This window comes from Streptomyces sp. NPDC042201, from assembly GCF_055582185.1.
Map to the genome: position 1 here is coordinate 84,169 of NZ_JBVJDS010000002.1, position 17,511 is coordinate 101,679.

The 17,511-nt window shown below is 68.1% G+C and carries 13 protein-coding genes; 9 read left to right on the forward strand and 4 right to left on the reverse strand.

Annotated features, from left to right (window positions below):
- Positions 1–78: 78 nt before the first annotated feature.
- Together ACZ6MZ_RS04260 and ACZ6MZ_RS04265 are read left to right on the forward strand one after the other, a co-directional pair.
- Positions 79–1,452: an MFS transporter gene (locus ACZ6MZ_RS04260; protein ID WP_469350372.1), complete on the forward strand. Its 1,374-nt coding sequence runs from the start codon at positions 79–81 to the stop codon at positions 1,450–1,452.
- Between the two features lie 75 nt (positions 1,453–1,527).
- Positions 1,528–2,082 carry an isochorismatase family protein gene (locus ACZ6MZ_RS04265; protein ID WP_469349728.1) on the forward strand — a complete coding sequence of 185 codons (555 nt, stop codon included), beginning with the start codon at positions 1,528–1,530 and terminating at the stop codon, positions 2,080–2,082.
- Positions 2,083–2,170: 88 nt separating this feature from the next.
- On the opposite strand, the gene ACZ6MZ_RS04270 is transcribed toward ACZ6MZ_RS04265, so the two are convergent.
- From ACZ6MZ_RS04270 to ACZ6MZ_RS04285, 4 genes are read right to left on the reverse strand one after another with little or no spacing between them, the layout of a single operon-like run.
- A complete protein-coding gene (locus ACZ6MZ_RS04270; protein ID WP_384181163.1) occupies positions 2,171–2,962 on the reverse strand; it encodes a succinate dehydrogenase/fumarate reductase iron-sulfur subunit in 792 nt (263 codons plus the stop codon).
- Positions 2,959–4,914: a fumarate reductase/succinate dehydrogenase flavoprotein subunit gene (locus ACZ6MZ_RS04275; RefSeq protein ID WP_469349730.1), complete on the reverse strand. Its 1,956-nt coding sequence runs from the start codon at positions 4,912–4,914 to the stop codon at positions 2,959–2,961. The genes ACZ6MZ_RS04270 and ACZ6MZ_RS04275 overlap by 4 nt, the downstream gene beginning before the upstream one ends.
- A 14-nt stretch (positions 4,915–4,928) precedes the next feature.
- Positions 4,929–5,768 carry a hypothetical protein gene (locus ACZ6MZ_RS04280; RefSeq protein ID WP_384336496.1) on the reverse strand — a complete coding sequence of 280 codons (840 nt, stop codon included), beginning with the start codon at positions 5,766–5,768 and terminating at the stop codon, positions 4,929–4,931.
- 16 nt (positions 5,769–5,784) lie between these two features.
- Positions 5,785–6,015 (reverse strand): hypothetical protein, encoded by a 231-nt coding sequence (locus ACZ6MZ_RS04285; RefSeq protein ID WP_384181169.1) that lies wholly within the window; start codon positions 6,013–6,015, stop codon positions 5,785–5,787.
- Positions 6,016–6,569: 554 nt separating this feature from the next.
- Between ACZ6MZ_RS04285 and ACZ6MZ_RS04290 the strand changes: the two genes are divergently transcribed.
- From ACZ6MZ_RS04290 to ACZ6MZ_RS04320, 7 genes are all read left to right on the forward strand, one after another.
- The gene (locus ACZ6MZ_RS04290; RefSeq protein ID WP_469349733.1) at positions 6,570–8,939 is read left to right on the forward strand and encodes an ABC transporter family substrate-binding protein; all 2,370 of its coding nucleotides are present in this window, start codon (positions 6,570–6,572) and stop codon (positions 8,937–8,939) included.
- A 301-nt stretch (positions 8,940–9,240) separates the two neighbouring features.
- Positions 9,241–11,115 carry a translational GTPase TypA gene (gene typA, locus ACZ6MZ_RS04295; RefSeq protein ID WP_389789376.1) on the forward strand — a complete coding sequence of 625 codons (1,875 nt, stop codon included), beginning with the start codon at positions 9,241–9,243 and terminating at the stop codon, positions 11,113–11,115.
- A 423-nt stretch (positions 11,116–11,538) separates the two neighbouring features.
- A complete protein-coding gene (locus tag ACZ6MZ_RS04300) occupies positions 11,539–13,164 on the forward strand; it encodes a peptide ABC transporter substrate-binding protein (RefSeq protein WP_389789374.1) in 1,626 nt (541 codons plus the stop codon).
- Positions 13,165–13,287: 123 nt separating this feature from the next.
- Positions 13,288–14,217: an ABC transporter permease gene (locus ACZ6MZ_RS04305; protein ID WP_389789371.1), complete on the forward strand. Its 930-nt coding sequence runs from the start codon at positions 13,288–13,290 to the stop codon at positions 14,215–14,217.
- The gene (locus tag ACZ6MZ_RS04310) at positions 14,210–15,166 is read left to right on the forward strand and encodes an ABC transporter permease (RefSeq protein WP_389789369.1); all 957 of its coding nucleotides are present in this window, start codon (positions 14,210–14,212) and stop codon (positions 15,164–15,166) included. Before ACZ6MZ_RS04305 ends, ACZ6MZ_RS04310 begins: the two co-directional genes overlap by 8 nt.
- A gap of 11 nt (positions 15,167–15,177) precedes the next feature.
- Positions 15,178–16,236 carry an ABC transporter ATP-binding protein gene (locus tag ACZ6MZ_RS04315; protein WP_384181179.1) on the forward strand — a complete coding sequence of 353 codons (1,059 nt, stop codon included), beginning with the start codon at positions 15,178–15,180 and terminating at the stop codon, positions 16,234–16,236.
- On the forward strand, positions 16,229–17,377 hold the full coding sequence (locus ACZ6MZ_RS04320) for an ABC transporter ATP-binding protein (RefSeq protein WP_469349736.1): 1,149 nt from the start codon (positions 16,229–16,231) through the stop codon (positions 17,375–17,377). The genes ACZ6MZ_RS04315 and ACZ6MZ_RS04320 overlap by 8 nt, the downstream gene beginning before the upstream one ends.
- Positions 17,378–17,511: the final 134 nt, after the last annotated feature.

Below are 17,511 nucleotides of genomic sequence, written 5' to 3' on the forward strand. Positions count from 1 at the left end.
GTCTCCAAGGCGCCCGAGACCCCCGGGGCGTCCGCAACCCCAGGGGCGTCCGAGACCTCCGAGGCGCCTGCCGACGGGATATCCGCCGGACCGGGCCGCGCGGGATTCCGGGCCCGCCTCACCGCGCCCCTGCTCCTCGGCTCCCTGCTGAACCCGCTCAACACCACCATGATCTCCACCGCCCTGGTGGCGATCGGGCACACCTTCGGGATCGGCGCCGCCGACACCGCGTGGCTCATCTCCGTCCTCTATCTCGCGAGCGCCGTCGCACAGCCCGTCCTCGGCAAGCTCGCCGACGCGCTCGGCCCACGCCGCGTCTTCCTCGCGGGCCTTGTCGTCGTCTTCGCGTCCGGCCTGGTCGGCGCGGTGGCTCCGTCCTTCGGCTGGCTCATCGTCTCCCGCCTGCTGCTCGGCATCGGCACCTCCGCGGCCTATCCCGCCGCGATGTCCGTCCTGCGCGACGAGGGCCGGCGGGTCGGCCGTCCGGCACCCCGTCCCGTGCTGGCCCGGCTGTCCTTCGCCGCGCTCGGCAGCGCGGCCGTCGGCCCCACGCTCGGCGGACTGCTGGTGACCCTGGTCGGCTGGCGCGGCATCTTCGCCGTCAATCTGCCCCTCGCGCTGATCGCGTTCGTCGCCGCGCTGATCTGGATCCCGGTGGACCCGCCCCGCGAGAGCGCCACCACCGGCGGTTCCCTGCGCCTCGCCCTGGATCCGCTCGGCATAGGGCTGTTCTCCACCGCCCTGACCGTCCTTGTCTTCTTCCTGCTGGACCTCGCCCACCCGATGTGGTGGCTGCTCGCGCCCTTCGCCGTGCTGACGGCCGCGCTCGTGTGGTGGCAGCTGCGCAGGCCGCAGCCCTTCATCGATCTGCGGATGCTCGCGGACAACGGTCCGCTCGCCCGCACCTATCTGCGCCACGGCGTCAGCTATCTGCTGATCTACTGCGTGATGTACGGCTACACCCAGTGGCTGGAGGAGGGCCGCGGCTTCTCCGCCGCGGACACCGGACTGCTGATGCTGCCGATGTCGGTGGCCGCGCTGGTCTGCTCGCTGCTCGGGGCCCGTACGAAGGGCATACGCGGCCCGCTCGCCCTCGCGTCCGTGCTGCTCACCGCCGGCGCCGGGCTCCTGCTCTTCGTCGGCGGCAGCACCCCGCTCGCCGTACTGCTGCTCGCCGGCGCGTGCTTCGGCATCCCGCAGGGGCTGATCGGTACGAGCAACCAGGCCGCCGTCCAGGCGCATGCCCCGCTCGACAGCATCGGCTCCGCCGCCGGGCTCCAGCGCACCGCGCAGTACATAGGAGCCATCGCCGCGTCCAGCCTGATCGCCCTCGCCTACGGCTCACGGGCCGGCGACAGCGGGCTGCACCTCATGGCCGGTGCCTCCGCCGTCCTCGGGGTGCTGCTGATCATCCTGACCGTCACCGACCGGGCACTGCGGGCCCGTTCCTGACCCCACCCTGACCCCACAGACCCTGACCCCATAGACCCCGACCCCACAGACCCAGACCCCACAGGGAGCACCACCATGACCGCCACCACCCTGGATCCCCGGACCGCCCTCGTTGTCGTCGACCTCCAGAAGGGAGTCGTCGGCCTGCCCGTCGTCCATTCGGCCGAGGCGGTCGTGGCGCGCTCCGCCGAACTCGCCGGGGCCTTCCGCGCCAAGGGCCTGCCGGTCGTGCTCGTACGGGTCACCGGCGGCGCCCCCGGCCGCAACGAGCGCCCCGCGGGCGGCGGCGGCACACCGCCTGCCGACTGGGCCGACCTGGCGCCCGGTCTCGGGCAGCAGGACAGCGACCTCGTGGTCACCAAGCAGGTGTGGGGCGCCTTTTACGGCACCGACCTGGACCTTCAGCTGCGCCGACGGGGCATCACGCAGGTCGTGGTGACGGGCATCGCCACCAGCGTCGGCGTCGAATCCACCGCCCGCGCCGCCCATGAACGCGGATACAACGTCACCGTCGTCACCGACGCGGTGACCGACATGGACGAGGGCGCGCACCGCAACGCCATCGAGAAGATCTTCCCCAAGCTCGGCGAGACCGGCACCACCGACGCGATCGTGAAGCTGCTCGGCTGAACGGACGGCACGACAGGAGAAAGAGAAGGGGGCTCGCACCCAGGTGCGAGCCCCCTTTCGCGTCACTCCCCGCCGAGCCCCCTTCGCGTCACTCCCCGCGGCGCCGGATCTTATTGCCCAGCCACACCAGCGGGTCGTACTTCCGGTCCACCGCCCGTTCCTTCAGCGGAATCAGGGCGTTGTCCGTGATCTTGATGTGCTCGGGGCACACCTCCGTACAGCATTTGGTGATGTTGCAGTAGCCGAGTCCATGCTCGTCCTGGGCCGTCTTCTTCCGGTCGAGACCCGACTCCCCGGCCGCGTCCAGCGGATGCATGTCCAGTTCGGCCACCCGCATCAGGAAGCGGGGTCCGGCGAACGCGGTCTTGTTCTCCTCGTGGTCGCGCACCACATGGCAGGTGTCCTGGCACAGGAAGCACTCGATGCACTTACGGAACTCCTGCGAGCGGTCCACATCCACCTGCTGCATCCGGTACTCACCGGCGGCCACGCCGGGCGGCGGTACGAACGACGCCACCTCCCGTGCCTTCGTGTAGTTGAAGGACACATCCGTCACCAGATCGCGGATCACCGGGAAGGCGCGCAGCGGCGTGACCGTGATCGTTTCCTCGCGCGAGAAGACGGACATCCGGGTCATGCACAGCAGCCGCGGCCGCCCGTTGATCTCCGCGCTGCACGAGCCGCACTTGCCCGCCTTGCAGTTCCAGCGCACCGCCAGGTCCGCCGCCTGGGTCGCCTGGAGCCGGTGGATGATGTCGAGGACGACCTCCCCGTCATTCACCTCGACGGCGAAGTCCTTCAGCTCACCGCCGTCCGCATCGCCCCGCCAGACCTTGAATTTCGCTTCGTATGTCGTCGACGCACTCGGACTCGGGCTCACTCGTGAAGCTCCTCTTCGGCGAGGTACTTGACCAGCTCTTCCTTGTCGAACAGGGCGAGCAGGTCGGGGCGGATGGGCTCGGTCGTCCGGCGCGTCAGCGTGATCTGGCCGCGTTCGGGGTCGGTGGCCGCCGGCGCGTCCGTGGGATCGGTGAGCTCACAGAGCAGATTCACCCGGCGCCAGTCGAGGTCCATGCCGGGCCAGTCCTCGCGGGTGTGGCCGCCACGGCTCTCCGTACGCTCCAGGGCCGCCCGTGCGACACACTCGCTGACCAGCAGCATGTTCCGCAGATCGAGCGCGAGGTGCCAGCCGGGGTTGAACTGCCGGTGCCCCTCGACCCCGGCCCGCCTGGCCCGTACGCGCAGCTCGGCCAGTTTCTTTAGGGCCTGCTCCATCTCGGCCTCGCGCCGGATGATGCCGACCAGGTCGTTCATCGTCTGCTGGAGTTCCTGGTGGAGGGTGTACGGATTCTCCGCGGGCCCGCCGGGCTTCTCATCGCCCTCCGGCCCGCCGGCCGCCGGGCCCTCCGCGCTGAACGGGCGGAGCGCCTCGGCCGCCGCCACGTCGATCTGGGCCTCGTCGACCTCCGGCCGTGCGCCCGGCCCGGTCGCGTACGCGGCGGCGTGCAGCCCCGCCCGCCGTCCGAAGACCAGCAGGTCGGACAGGGAGTTCCCGCCGAGCCGGTTGGAGCCGTGCATGCCGCCCGCCACCTCGCCCGCCGCGTACAGACCGGGGACGCCCGGCGCCGCGGCGGTCTCCGAGTCGACGGCGATCCCGCCCATCACGTAGTGGCAGGTCGGGCCGACCTCCATCGCTTCCGCCGTGATGTCGACATCCGCCAGCTCCTTGAACTGGTGGTACATCGAGGGCAGCCGGCGCCGGATGACCTCTGCGGACATCCGGGTCGAGACATCGAGGAAGACCCCGCCGTGCGGCGAGCCGCGGCCCGCCTTGACCTCGGAGTTGATGGCGCGGGCCACCTCGTCGCGCGGGAGCAGCTCGGGCGGGCGCCGGTTGTGGTCCGGGTCCTCGTACCAGCGGTCGCCCTCCTCCTCCGACTCCGCGTACTTCTCCTTGAAGACGTCCGGGATGTAGTCGAACATGAACCGCTTGCCCTCGGAATTGCGCAGCACCCCGCCGTCGCCGCGCACCGATTCGGTGACGAGAATGCCCTTCACCGAGGGTGGCCAGACCATCCCGGTCGGATGGAACTGCACGAATTCCATGTTCAGCAGGGGAGCTCCCGCGAGCAGCGCCAGCGCGTGCCCGTCGCCGGTGTACTCCCAGGAGTTCGACGTCACCTTGAAGGACTTCCCGATACCGCCCGTGGCGAGCACGACCGACGGGGCCTCCAGCACGAAGAAGCGCCCGGACTCCCGCTCGTAGCAGAAGGTGCCCGCGACCCGGTCTCCGTCCTTCAGGACCCGGGTCACCGTGCACTCCTGGTAGACCTTCAGCCGGGCCTCGTAGTCGCCGAACTCCTTGAAGTCCTCCTGCTGCAACGAGACGATCTTCTGCTGGAGGGTGCGGATCAGCTCCAGTCCCGTCCGGTCGCCGACATGGGCGAGACGGGGGTACTCATGCCCGCCGAAGTTGCGCTGGGAGATCCTGCCGTCGGCCGTACGGTCGAAGAGCGCGCCCCAGGTCTCCAGCTCCCAGACCCGGTCCGGCGCCTCCTGCGCGTGCAGCTCCGCCATCCTCCACTGGTTGAGGAACTTCCCGCCGCGCAGGGTGTCCCGGAAGTGCACCTTCCAGTTGTCGCCGGAGTTCACGTTGCCCATGGAGGCGGCGATTCCGCCCTCGGCCATCACGGTGTGGGCCTTGCCGAAGAGGGATTTGCAGATGACGGCGGTACGGGCGCCCCGCTCGCGCGCCTCGATGGCGGCCCGCAGCCCCGCACCCCCCGCACCCACCACCACGACGTCCCACTGACGGCGTTCGAGTTGCGTCATGTCTGAGGGTCTCCCTAGAAGAAGCGCGGATCGTCGAAGACTCCGGTGGCGAGCAGGTATACATAGAAGTCGGAGACGGCAACGCTGATCAACGAGGCCCAGGCCAGTTGCATATGGCGGTTGTTCAGCTTGCCGACCCAGCCCCACAGGCGGTAGCGCACCGGGTGCTTGGAGAAGTGCCGCAGCCGGCCGCCGATGACATGCCGGCAGGAGTGGCAGGAGAGGGTGTACGCCCAGATCAGCCCGATGTTGACGAGGAAGATCAGCGAGCCGAGGCCCATATGGCCCCAGGCGTACTCCTCGTCGCGGAACGCGAGCACGGTGTCGTACGTGAGGATGCCGGCGACCGGTACGGCGGCGTAGAAGAAGTACCGGTGGATGTTCTGCAGGATCAGCGGGAAGCGGGTCTCGCCGGTGTACTTCGTGTGCGGCTCGGCGACGGCGCAGGCGGGCGGCGACGCCCAGAATCCCCGGTAGTACGCCTTGCGGTAGTAGTAGCAGGTCAGCCGGAAGCCCAGCGGGAAGATCAGGATCAGCAGCGCGGGGGACAGGCCCCACCAGCTGCCGAAGATCTCCCAGTTGGGGCCGCTCCGCATCGGCGCGCAGTTCTCCGCCAGACACGGCGAGTAGAACGGGGAGACATACGGCGCCGCGTAGTAGTCGGAGTTCGCGAACGCGCGCCAGGTCGAATAGACGATGAAGGCGAGCAGTCCGGCGGCGGTCACGGCAGGCGCCAGCCACCAGCGGTCCGTCCGCAGATGACGGGGCGCGATGGCGGCGCGCGAGGCGCCGTGCACGCCCGTACTGCTATGCGTTCCTGTATGGACAGGTGGAGGTTCGGTACCGGTGGCCAACGCGTTCTCCTAGGGACTAGGGCGCTCGCCGGTCGCGTACTCCCAGGCCCTCGTCGTCCGAGTCCGTCCACAGCGCGCTGTCGTACGGGGTGTCGGGGATGGTGACCAGGTCGTCGGCGCGGCCGGCCGACTGGGGTCGGACGTCGTTCTCGCGCTGCAGCGCCAGACTTTGTTCCAACCGTCCGACCGTGCGGACCAGGTCGTCGAGGCAGCGCCTGACAGCTGTCAAATCGTCCTGCAGGGACATGAGTTGACCTCACTTCCACAGTCGCGAACGGCATGGTGGGATCTCTGAGGGCTACCCCTCTGAGGACTCTGCACGCGCCTGAGAGTGTTGCGCGTCACATCCCCGCCTGTGAAGGCGTATACACCTAGTTTTTGAGGGCTCGGTTCACCTCCGGGGCGCTTTGTGCCCCTGTCGACGGTCGATCGTGCTCGGCCCCTCGTTCCTCGGGGCCTGTGCGCGTTCTCCCTTTCGACAGCGGCGCGCCCCTTCGGCTCACTCGCCCCTTTTTTGGGGCTCGGTTCGCCTCCGGGGCGCTTTATGTCGATGTCGACGGTCGACCGTGCTCGATTCGCTCGTACCTCGCGAACCTCCGCGCGCTCTCCCTTTCGACACCGACGCGCCCCTTCGGCTCACTCGCCGGGGGTGGGGGGAGTCGGGGGCGTTGGGCCGGTTGGGTGGGGTTTGTGGGGGGTGTCGTCGTGTCTGCGGCGTCCCTCCGGTCCCTTCCCTTTCAGTGAGTGGGCAATAGGTGTGATCATCTCAAAATCCACAAACAGGACGAAGAGGTAAAAGCCATGTCCCACGTCGGCGCCCCACGCGGGAGGACATGCTCCCGAACGCTCCGCTCCGTCGCCCTCCTCACCACCGGTGTGCTCGCCCTGCCCACGCTGTCCGCGTGCACATCGGACGACGGGAACGGGGCCGCGTCCGCGGCCCCGGACATCGCACCGGCCGGACGGGACGGGGTCGACCAGGGCGGCACCCTGCGCTGGGCGATCGACACCATGCCCACCACGCTCAATGCCTTCCAGGCCGATGCCGACGCGTCCACCAACCGGGTCGCCAGTGCCGTACTGCCCTCTCTCTTCACCCTCGACCAGCGCGGCCGCCCGCAGCGCAACCCGGACTATCTGGAGTCCGCGGACGTCGTCGAGCGCGAGCCCAAGCAGGTCGTCCTCTACAAGCTCAACCAGCAGGCGGTATGGAGCGACGGCCGGGAGATCGGGGCGCCGGACTTCGCGGCCCAGTGGCGAGCGTTGCGCGGCAAGGACTCCGCGTACTGGACGGCGCGCAACGCCGGCTACGAGCGGATCGAGAAGATCGAGCGCGGGGCCAACAACCTGGAGGTGAGGGTCACCTTCAACAAGCCCTACGCGGACTGGAGGTCTCTCTTCAGTCCCCTCTATCCCAAGGACGTGACCGCCAAGCCCAACTCCTTCAACGACGCGGCCAGGACCACCCTGAAGACCACGGCGGGGCCCTTCCGTGTCAAGAAGTCGGACCGCAAGGCCCGGGAGATCACCCTCGCCCGCAATCCCCGCTGGTGGGGCGAGCCCGCCAAGCTCAACGCGCTCGTCCTGAGCGCGGTGCCCCGGAGCAAGCGGGCCGCCGCCCTCGCGGCGGGCAAGCTCGATCTCGCGGAGATCGACAGGAGCGTGGCGGAACGTATCGCCCTGGCGACCAGGGACGACGGAACCGGCGGGCAGCCGCTCACGCACGGCCCCGGCACCCAGATCACCGCCGCCTCCGCGCTCCGGTCCTGGGCGCTGGCCCACGGCTCCGACGACGAGAAGGCCGAGGAGGCGCAGAACGCCCGCCAGCAGACCGTCGCGGCCGTCAAGAGGTACGCGAACGAGCAGAAGGCGCTGCGCGGCTACGAGGTCCGCAAGTCGCTGGAGCCCGCCTACACGCAGCTCGCGCTGAACGGCCAGTCGGGACCGCTCGCCGATGAGCGGGTACGGCGCGCGGTGGCCCGCGCGCTCGACCGCCAGGAGCTGGCGGACACCGTACTCAAGCCGCTCGGACTGCCGGCGAAGCCGCTCGGCAACCATCTGGCACTGATCGGACAGCAGGCGTACGAGGACAACAGCGACGCGCTCGGCAAGTCGGACACGCATGAGGCCCAGGCGCTGCTGACGGACGCGGGCTGGATTCCCGGCGGAGGGGTCAAGAAGCCCACCAAGGCCGGCAGCGAGGGCAAGAAGGCCCCGACCGAGGACGACGAGGACGAGAGCGGTTCGGAGGACGAGAAGTCCAACGGCAAGACGTCCGGCGTGCAGCGGTCCGGCGCGCAGAACAGGGAGGACTGGGAGAACGACATTCCCTCCGACGAGGGCTCGTACATCGTCGGCGACGACAAGTCCGGAGAGGCGGCCCCGCGCCCCGAGACCGCCATCCACATCCTCGCGCCCGCCCGCGCCGCCGCTTTCCAGGGCACCACGCTGCTCCGCCAGGCCGCGGCCCTGGACGACTCCGACGCCACGCGGAAGGCGGTGCGGGCGGCCCAGGAGCCCCAGGAGAAGAAGCAGGGCGGCATGGCCGGTGCCTATGCCCCGCGCGGTACGGCCGCTCCGCGCGGTACGGCCTCCCCCGCACCGCTCACCGGTCCGGTCGGCAAGGCCGGCAAGCCCCTCAACCTCCGCTTCGTGCTGCCCTCCGGCGAGGGCTCCGAGTCGCTGCGCGCCGTCGGCGAGCGGATCTCGCGGATGCTGGACCGCATCGGCATCCGTACGACGGTCACCAAGGTCGCCGACGACAGCTACTTCAAGGACCACATCGCCTCGGGCGACTACGACCTCGCCCTCTACTCCTGGCCGGCCTCCGCCTACCCGGCGACCGACGGCCGGCCGATCTTCGCCAAGCCCGTGCCGGCCAGTGACGGCTCGCTGCAGGTGGAACAGAACTACACCCGCGTCGGTACGGACCACATCGACCAGCTCTTCGACCGGGCGGCCGGCGAGCTGGACGACAAGGCGGCCCATGATCTGCTGAAGCAGGCCGATGCCCGTATCTGGGCCGCGGCCGGTTCCATCCCCCTCTATCAGCGTCCGCAGCTGGTGGCCGCCAAGCCCGGCGTGGTGAACGCGGGAGCCTTCGGTTTCGCCGCCCCCCGCTACCAGGACATCGGCTTCAAGAAGGACAGCGCCGCCGGCAAGAAGAAGTAGCAGGTCAGCGCCTTACGCAACTGCTCAGAAACCCGCTCGGAACGCTTGCCCGCCGGTCTCCCCGGCGGGCAAGCCCATGTCCGCCCTCGATTCGGCGGGCTCCCCCTCCCGCAGCGCTCCCACCAGCGCCCCGGCGCACGATCCGGGTGCCTCCGCCGCACCGTGGACCGGTGCCCCGGATCGGGCCGGGAAGCCCGCGACGCCTGGGCCCCGTACCATGGGACGAGCCGTGGCGTGTCCGCCCGGCGGGCGTACGAGGAAAAGACGCCGCATCCCACGATCGAGAGAAGCGCCAGCCAGCATGCCCACGCGCCACGACATCCGTAACGTCGCCATCGTCGCCCACGTCGACCATGGCAAGACCACTCTGGTCGACGCCATGCTGAAGCAGGCCGGCGCTTTCGCCGCGCACGCCGCCGAGCACCTCGACGACCGGATGATGGACTCGAACGACCTGGAGCGTGAGAAGGGCATCACGATCCTGGCCAAGAACACCGCCGTCAAGTACCACCCCAAGACGGGTGGCGACCCCATCACGATCAACATCATCGACACCCCCGGCCACGCCGACTTCGGCGGTGAGGTCGAGCGGGGCCTGTCGATGGTCGACGCGGTCGTGCTGCTCGTCGACGCCTCCGAGGGCCCGCTCCCGCAGACTCGCTTCGTGCTCCGCAAGGCGCTCTCGGCGAAGATGCCGGTCATCCTCTGTATCAACAAGACGGACCGTCCCGACTCCCGGATCGCGGAGGTCGTCGACGAGACGTACGACCTCTTCCTGGATCTGGATGCGACCGAGGAGCAGATCGAGTTCCCGATCGTCTACGCCTGCGCGCGGGACGGCATCGCCTCGCTGACCAAGCCGGAGGACGGCACGGTTCCGCCGGACAGCCAGAGCCTGGAGCCGTTCTTCAACACGATCCTGGCGCATGTCCCGGCTCCGGAGTTCGACGAGTCCGCGCCGCTCCAGGCCCATGTCACCAACCTGGACGCCGACAACTTCCTCGGCCGTATCGCGCTCTGCCGCGTCGAGCAGGGTGAGCTGAAGAAGGGCCAGACCGTCACGTGGATCAAGCGTGACGGCACGATGTCCAACGTCCGCATCACCGAGCTGATGATGACCGAGGCGCTCACCCGCAAGGCCGCCGAGAAGGCGGGACCGGGGGACATCTGCGCCATCGCCGGTATCCCGGACATCATGATCGGCGAGACCCTGGCCGACCCCGAGAACCCGATCGCGCTTCCGCTGATCACGGTCGACGAGCCCGCGATCTCGATGACCATCGGTACGAACACCTCGCCGCTCGTCGGCAAGGGCGGCAAGGGCCACAAGGTCACCGCCCGCCAGGTCAAGGACCGGCTCGACCGTGAGCTGGTCGGTAACGTCTCGCTGCGCGTCCTGGACACCGAGCGTCCCGACGCCTGGGAGGTCCAGGGCCGTGGCGAGCTGGCGCTGGCCATCCTCGTCGAGCAGATGCGCCGGGAAGGCTTCGAGCTGACCGTCGGCAAGCCCGAGGTGGTCACCAAGCAGGTCGACGGCAAGACGCACGAGCCGATCGAGCGCATGACGATCGACTGCCCCGAGGAGCACCTCGGCGCCATCACCCAGCTGATGGCGACCCGCAAGGGCCGTATGGAGACGATGACGAACCACGGCTCGGGCTGGATCCGCATGGAGTGGATCGTCCCCTCCCGCGGCCTCATCGGCTTCCGTACGGAGTTCCTCACGCAGACGCGCGGCACGGGCATCGCGCACTCGATCTTCGAGGGCCACGAGCCGTGGTTCGGCGATCTGCGTACCCGTAACAACGGCTCGCTGGTGGCGGACCGCTCGGGCTCGGTGACGCCGTTCGCGATGGTCAACCTCCAGGAGCGCGGTGTCATCTTCACCGAGGCCGGCACCGAGGTCTACGAGGGCATGATCGTCGGTGAGAACTCGCGCGCCGACGACATGGACGTGAACATCACCAAGGAGAAGAAGCTCACCAACATGCGTGCCGCGTCCGCGGACACCACGGAGAACGTGGTGCCGGCCAGGAAGCTGTCGCTGGAGCAGTCCCTGGAGTTCTGCCGCGACGACGAGTGCATCGAGGTGACCCCGGAGACGGTCCGTATCCGCAAGGTCGTCCTGGACCAGAAGCTGCGCGGCCGCGCCGCCTCCCGCGCCAAGCACGGCTGACACACCCTCCGGCAGTACAGCTGACATCACGTCACCCGACGGCCCGGCCCACCGCGAAAATGGCGGTGGGCCGGGCCGTTCGTCAAGGGATTTTCCGCGCCCGGGTGTCCGGATATCGACCGTCGCTCTCCGGAACATGTGTTAACGGTCCGTTTCGCGGGTGTCTGTCTGTGCTCAGTTTGTCCGGATTTCGGGCTGTGAGGGTACTTCGATGTTGTCAAACCGAGACGCTTTAAGTGTGGTTTACGGCCGGGCCGTACTTAATAGTTGGCTCCATTGAGCTCGGGTCAATGGGTCATGCGCTGTGGGGAGCGCCGGCTCACGAGCACACTCAGGGTATCTGTCGAGCCCGCTGCCAGGGGTGTCAGCGCGCGTAGACAAGCCCTTCTTGTTTGTGACTAGTGGACACATGAGGAGGAACCCATGCGCGGTGCCAAGAGCGCCAAGTGGGTAGTCGGCGCGATAGTCGTGGCTCTGGCAGCGACGGCCTGTGGCGGCGGCGGAGATGACAGCAGCGAATCGGCTTCGAAGGAGAAGGGCAAGCCCGCGGGCTATGTCTCCATCGACGTCGGCGAGCCGCAGAAGCCGCTGATCCCGGCCGACACTAACGAGTCGCTCGGTAGCTACGTGATCCAGTCGCTGTTCACCCAGCTGCTGGACTTCGACGCGCAGGGCAAGATCGTCTACACGAACGCCGAGTCGGTGAAGTCGGACGACTCCAAGACCTGGACGGTCAAGCTCAAGCAGGGCTGGAAGTTCCACGACGGCACCCCCGTCACGGCGGACTCGTACGTCAAGGCGTGGAACTGGTACGCCAACATCAAGAACAACCAGCAGAACGCCTTCTGGTTCTCCGACATCGCCGGCTACGGCGATGTCCACCCGGAGAAGGGCGACCCGAAGTCCGACGCGATGTCGGGCCTGAAGGTCGTCGACGACACCACCTTCACCATCGAGCTCACCGCTCCGGTGCCGTACTTCGAGTACAAGCTCGGCTACGCGACCTTCGCGCCGCTGCCGGAGGTGTTCTACAAGGACACCAAGGCGTTCGGCCAGAAGCCGGTCGGCAACGGTCCCTACATCTTCGAGAAGTGGGACCACAAGAAGCTCATCCAGGTCAAGGCCAACCCTGACTACCAGGGCCCGAACAAGGCCCAGAACAAGGGTGTCCTCTTCAAGAACTACGCGACCATCGAGGCCGCGTACCAGGACCTCCTGTCCGGCAACCTGGACATGATCCGCCAGGTCGGCCCGAAGGACCTGCCGAAGTACAAGCAGGACCTCGGCGACCGCGCGATCGACCAGCCGTACGCGGCCATCCAGAGCCTCGTGCCGACCTTCTACTCGAAGACCTTCAAGGACATCGACCCGAAGGTCATCCAGGGTCTGTCGATGGCGATCGACCGTGACACGATCACCAAGACCGTCCTCAACGGCACCCGCAAGCCCGCCACCAGCTTCACGCCCCCCGGTGTGGCCGGTAACCAGGACCTGGGCACGGACGTCTTCTCGTTCGACCCGGCGAAGGCCAAGGCGCTCGTGACCGAGGGCGGCGGTGTTCCGGACAACAAGATCTGGATCCAGTACAACGCCGACGGCGGCCACAAGGAGTGGGTGACCGCGGTCTGCGAGTCGATCCGCAACGCCACGGGCGTGGACTGTGTCCCGGACGCCAAGCCCGACTTCCAGACGGACCTGGAAGCGCGCGACAACGACCAGGTCAAGTCGATGTACCGCGGTGGCTGGGTGGCCGACTACCCGCTGAACGTCAACTTCATGCGGGAGCTGTACGGCACCACCGCTGAGGCGAACAACGGCCGGTTCTCCAACAAGGAGGTCGACGCCGCGTTCAAGAAGGGCGACAACGCCGCCTCCCTGGACGAGTCGATCAAGGCCTACCAGGAGGCCGAGAAGCTGCTTCTGACCAAGATGCCGGCGATCCCGCTGTGGGAGTACAAGACCAACGGCGGCTACTCCAAGGCTGTGGACAACGTGACGGTCGACTTCCACGGTGACTACAACATCACCGAAGTCACGGTCGCCAAGTAGTCAGCCCGAGGGCCATCCCCCCGCTCGGCCATCAGCCGCCCGTGAAACGGCGGTAGGCCCCGGGGCCGCTCCCTGAGTCAAGGGAGCGGCCCCGGGGCTGCAGTTATCCATTCGGAGGCAAACATGGGGCGTTATGTCGCGCGGCGACTGCTCCAGATGATCCCGGTCTTCCTCGGGTCAACCTTGCTGGTCTTCTCCATGATGTACGCCCTGCCCGGTGACCCCGTGCGCGCGCTCGCCGGAGAGCAGACAGTCGATCCCACCCAGATCGCGGCCATGAAGAAGGACCTCGGTCTCGACCTGCCGCTCTGGCACCAGTACTGGAACTATCTTGTCGGCTTGTTCCAGGGTGACTTCGGCACCCAGATCGCCAGCGGCAGACCCGTCGCCGACATCATCTCGGAGGCATTCCCGATCACGGTCAGACTGACCCTGTTCGCCTTCACCTTCACCGTGCTCGTCGGCATTTCCATGGGCGTCTTCGCCGGACTGAAGGCCGACAAGCTCCGGGACCGCGGACTGCTGGTCCTGACGCTTCTGCTGATCTCCGTTCCTTCCTTCGTACTGGGCTTCCTCGGCCAGTACTTCTTCGCCTTCCAGCTCGGCTGGGTAGACCCGAACGTGAGCGCGGAAGCGAACTGGAACGAGCTGTTCCTGCCGGCTGTCGTACTCGGCTCGCTGTCGCTGGCCTACGTGGCCCGCCTCACCCGTACGTCGGTCGCGGAGAACCTGCGCGCCGACTACATGCGTACCGCCGTGGCCAAGGGGCTGCCGCGCCGCCGCATCATCGGGGTGCACCTGATGCGCAACTCCATGATTCCGGTGGTGACGTTCCTCGGCACCGACCTCGGCGCCCTGCTGGGCGGCGCGGTCGTCACCGAAGGCATCTTCAACGTCAAGGGTGTCGGCTGGAACGTCTTCGACGCGCTGAAGCACCGCGAGGGTGCCACGGTCGTGGGCATCGTGACCCTGATCGTGGTCGTCTATCTCGTCGCCAGTCTGCTCGTCGACCTGCTCTACGCGGTCCTGGACCCGAGGATCCGTTATGCCTGAGGCACTCAAGGACACCGTCACCGAGCCCGGCATGGGCGAGCCGATCGCGGCTCCGGCCATCCAGCCCGCGGACGGCAAGGTGGGCAAGCCCCGCAGCCTCTGGTCGGATGCCTGGCACGACCTGCGGCGCAACCCGCTGTTCGTCGTCTCAGCGCTGCTGATCGTCTTCCTGCTGACCATGGCGGTCTTCCCGGGGCTGTTCACCGGCGCCGACCCGCGCTACGCGGACCTCGCCCATCACTATCTGCAGAAGCCCAGGTGGGGCAACTTCTTCGCGGAGGACTGGTTCGGCTACGACATCCAGGGCCGGTCGATCTACGCGCGTGTCGTCTACGGCGCCCGTGCCTCGATCACCGTCGCGCTGGTGGTCACCCTGCTGGTCACGGTGCTCGGCACCATCGTCGGAATGCTCGCCGGCTACTTCGGCGGCTGGATCGACTCCCTGCTGTCCCGGGTCACCGACATCTTCTTCGGCGTCCCCTTCATCCTCGGCGCGATGGTCGTCCTGACCTCGTTCGAGGAGCGTCACGTCTGGGTCGTGATCCTGGCCCTGGCCTTCCTGGGCTGGACCCAGATCGCCCGTGTCGCCCGCGGCTCGGTGCTCACCATCAAGCAGGCCGACTACGTGATGGCGGCCAAGGCGCTCGGCGCCTCGACCACCCGCATCCTGCTCCGGCACATCATGCCCAACGCGATTGCCCCGGTGATCGTGGTGGCGACCATCGCTCTCGGCGGTTACATCTCGGCCGAGGCCACGCTGTCCTTCCTGGGCATCGGCCTCGCGGAGCCGACCGTCTCGTGGGGCGTCGACATCTCGTCGGGCCAGGAGCAGCTGCGCAACGCCGCGTTCGTCCTGATCATCCCGTCGGTCATGGTGTCGATCACTGTCCTGGCGTTCATCATGCTCGGCGATGCGGTACGCAACGCCCTCGACCCGAAACTGCGCTGAGGGAGGCGTACATGACCATCATCGACAAGACGGCGGACGTTTCTTCTCCCCGCGGTTCGGATGCGAGCGGCACTCCGCTGCTCGAGGTCCGTGACCTGCACGTGGAGTTCCACACCCGTGACGGTGTGGCCAAGGCGGTCAACGGAGTCAACTACAGCGTCAGCGCCGGCGAGACCCTCGCCGTGCTCGGCGAGTCCGGCTCCGGCAAGTCCGTGACCGCGCAGGCGATCATGGGCATCCTGGACATGCCGCCGGGGAGCATTCCCCGGGGAGAGATCCTCTTCCGCGGCCAGGACATGCTCAAGATGGGCAACGAGGAGCGGCGGCTCATCCGCGGCCAGAAGATCGCGATGATCTTCCAGGACGCGCTGTCCTCGCTCAACCCGGTGCTCTCCGTCGGCTACCAGCTCGGCGAGATGTTCCGCGTGCACCAGGGCCTCTCCAAGAAGGATGCCAAGGCCAAGGCCATCGAGCTGATGGACCGTGTGCGCATCCCGGCGGCGAAGGAGCGGATCGGCGACTATCCGCATCAGTTCTCCGGCGGTATGCGCCAGCGCATCATGATCGCCATGGCGCTCGCCCTGGAGCCCGATCTGATCATCGCGGACGAGCCGACCACCGCGCTGGACGTGACCGTCCAGGCGCAGGTCATGGACCTGCTGGCGGAGCTGCAGCGCGAGTACAACATGGGCCTGATCCTGATCACCCACGACCTCGGCGTGGTCGCCGACGTCGCGGACAAGATCGCGGTCATGTACGCGGGCCGGATCGTGGAGACCGCCCCCGTGCACGAGCTCTACAAGCGGCCCGCGCACCCGTACACCCGCGGCCTGCTCGACTCGATCCCGCGCCTGGACCAGAAGGGCCAGGAGCTCTACGCGATCAAGGGCCTGCCGCCCAACCTCACGCGGATTCCGGCCGGTTGTGCCTTCAACCCGCGCTGCCCCTCGGCGCAGGACATCTGCCGTACGGACATCCCGGCACTGCTTCCCGTCACCGAGCGGGACGGCGGCGAGCTGCCGGGCCGCGGAAGCGCGTGCCACTTCTGGAAGGAGACGATCCATGGCTGAGTTGAACAAGAGTGACGACTCCATGGACGCCACCCCGAACGTCACCGAGGTCGAGACGGCCGACGCCGTCACGGTCGAGGACTCTGTCGCCGCCATCGAGGCGCCCGCGCAGCGGGGCGAGCCGATCCTTCAGGTGCGCAACCTGGTCAAGCACTTCCCGCTGACCCAGGGCATCCTGTTCAAGAAGCAGATCGGCGCGGTCAAGGCCGTGGACGGGATCTCGTTCGACCTCTACCAGGGCGAGACCCTGGGCATCGTCGGTGAGTCCGGCTGTGGCAAGTCCACCGTCGCCAGGCTGCTGATGACGCTGGAGACGGCGACCGCGGGCGAGGTCTTCTTCAAGGGCCAGGACATCACCAGGCTCTCCGGGCGCGCGCTGAAGGCGGTGCGCAGGAATATCCAGATGGTGTTCCAGGACCCGTACACCTCGCTCAACCCCCGTATGACGGTGGGTGACATCATCGGGGAGCCCTTCGACATCCACCCCGAGGTGGCGCCCAAGGGCGACCGCCGCCGCAAGGTGCAGGAACTGCTCGATGTCGTGGGTCTCAACCCGGAGTACATCAACCGGTATCCGCACCAGTTCTCCGGCGGTCAGCGCCAGCGCATCGGCATCGCCCGCGGTCTGGCCCTCAACCCCGAGATCATCATCTGCGACGAGCCGGTCTCGGCCCTGGACGTCTCGGTCCAGGCCCAGGTCATCAACCTGATGGAGAAGCTCCAGGACGAGTTCAACCTCTCCTACATCTTCATCGCGCACGACCTGTCGATCGTCCGGCACATCTCCGACCGGGTCGGGGTGATGTACCTCGGCAAGATGGCCGAGATCGGTACGGACACCCAGATCTACGACCACCCGACGCACCCCTACACCCAGGCGCTGCTGTCGGCGGTCCCGGTGCCCGACCCGGAGGCCCGCGAGGGCCGCGACCGGATCATCCTCAGCGGGGACGTCCCGTCGCCGGCGAACCCGCCGTCCGGCTGCCGGTTCCGTACCCGCTGCTGGAAGGCGCAGGACAAGTGCGCCACGGAGGTCCCGCTGCTGGCCATCCCCGAGCCCTTCAAGGGCTCGGACGGCCCGGTCGCCCACGAGTCGGCGTGCCACTTCGCCGAGGAGCGGGACGTCGTCCACGCGGTGTGACCCTTGCCGTGCGAGACACGCGTACGAGCACAGAGCGGCGGCAAAAAAACACACCCCCCTCGCCCCCCCCCCCCCCCCCCCCCCCCCACCCCCCCCCCCCCCCCCCCCCCCCCCCCCCCCCCCCCCCCCCCCCG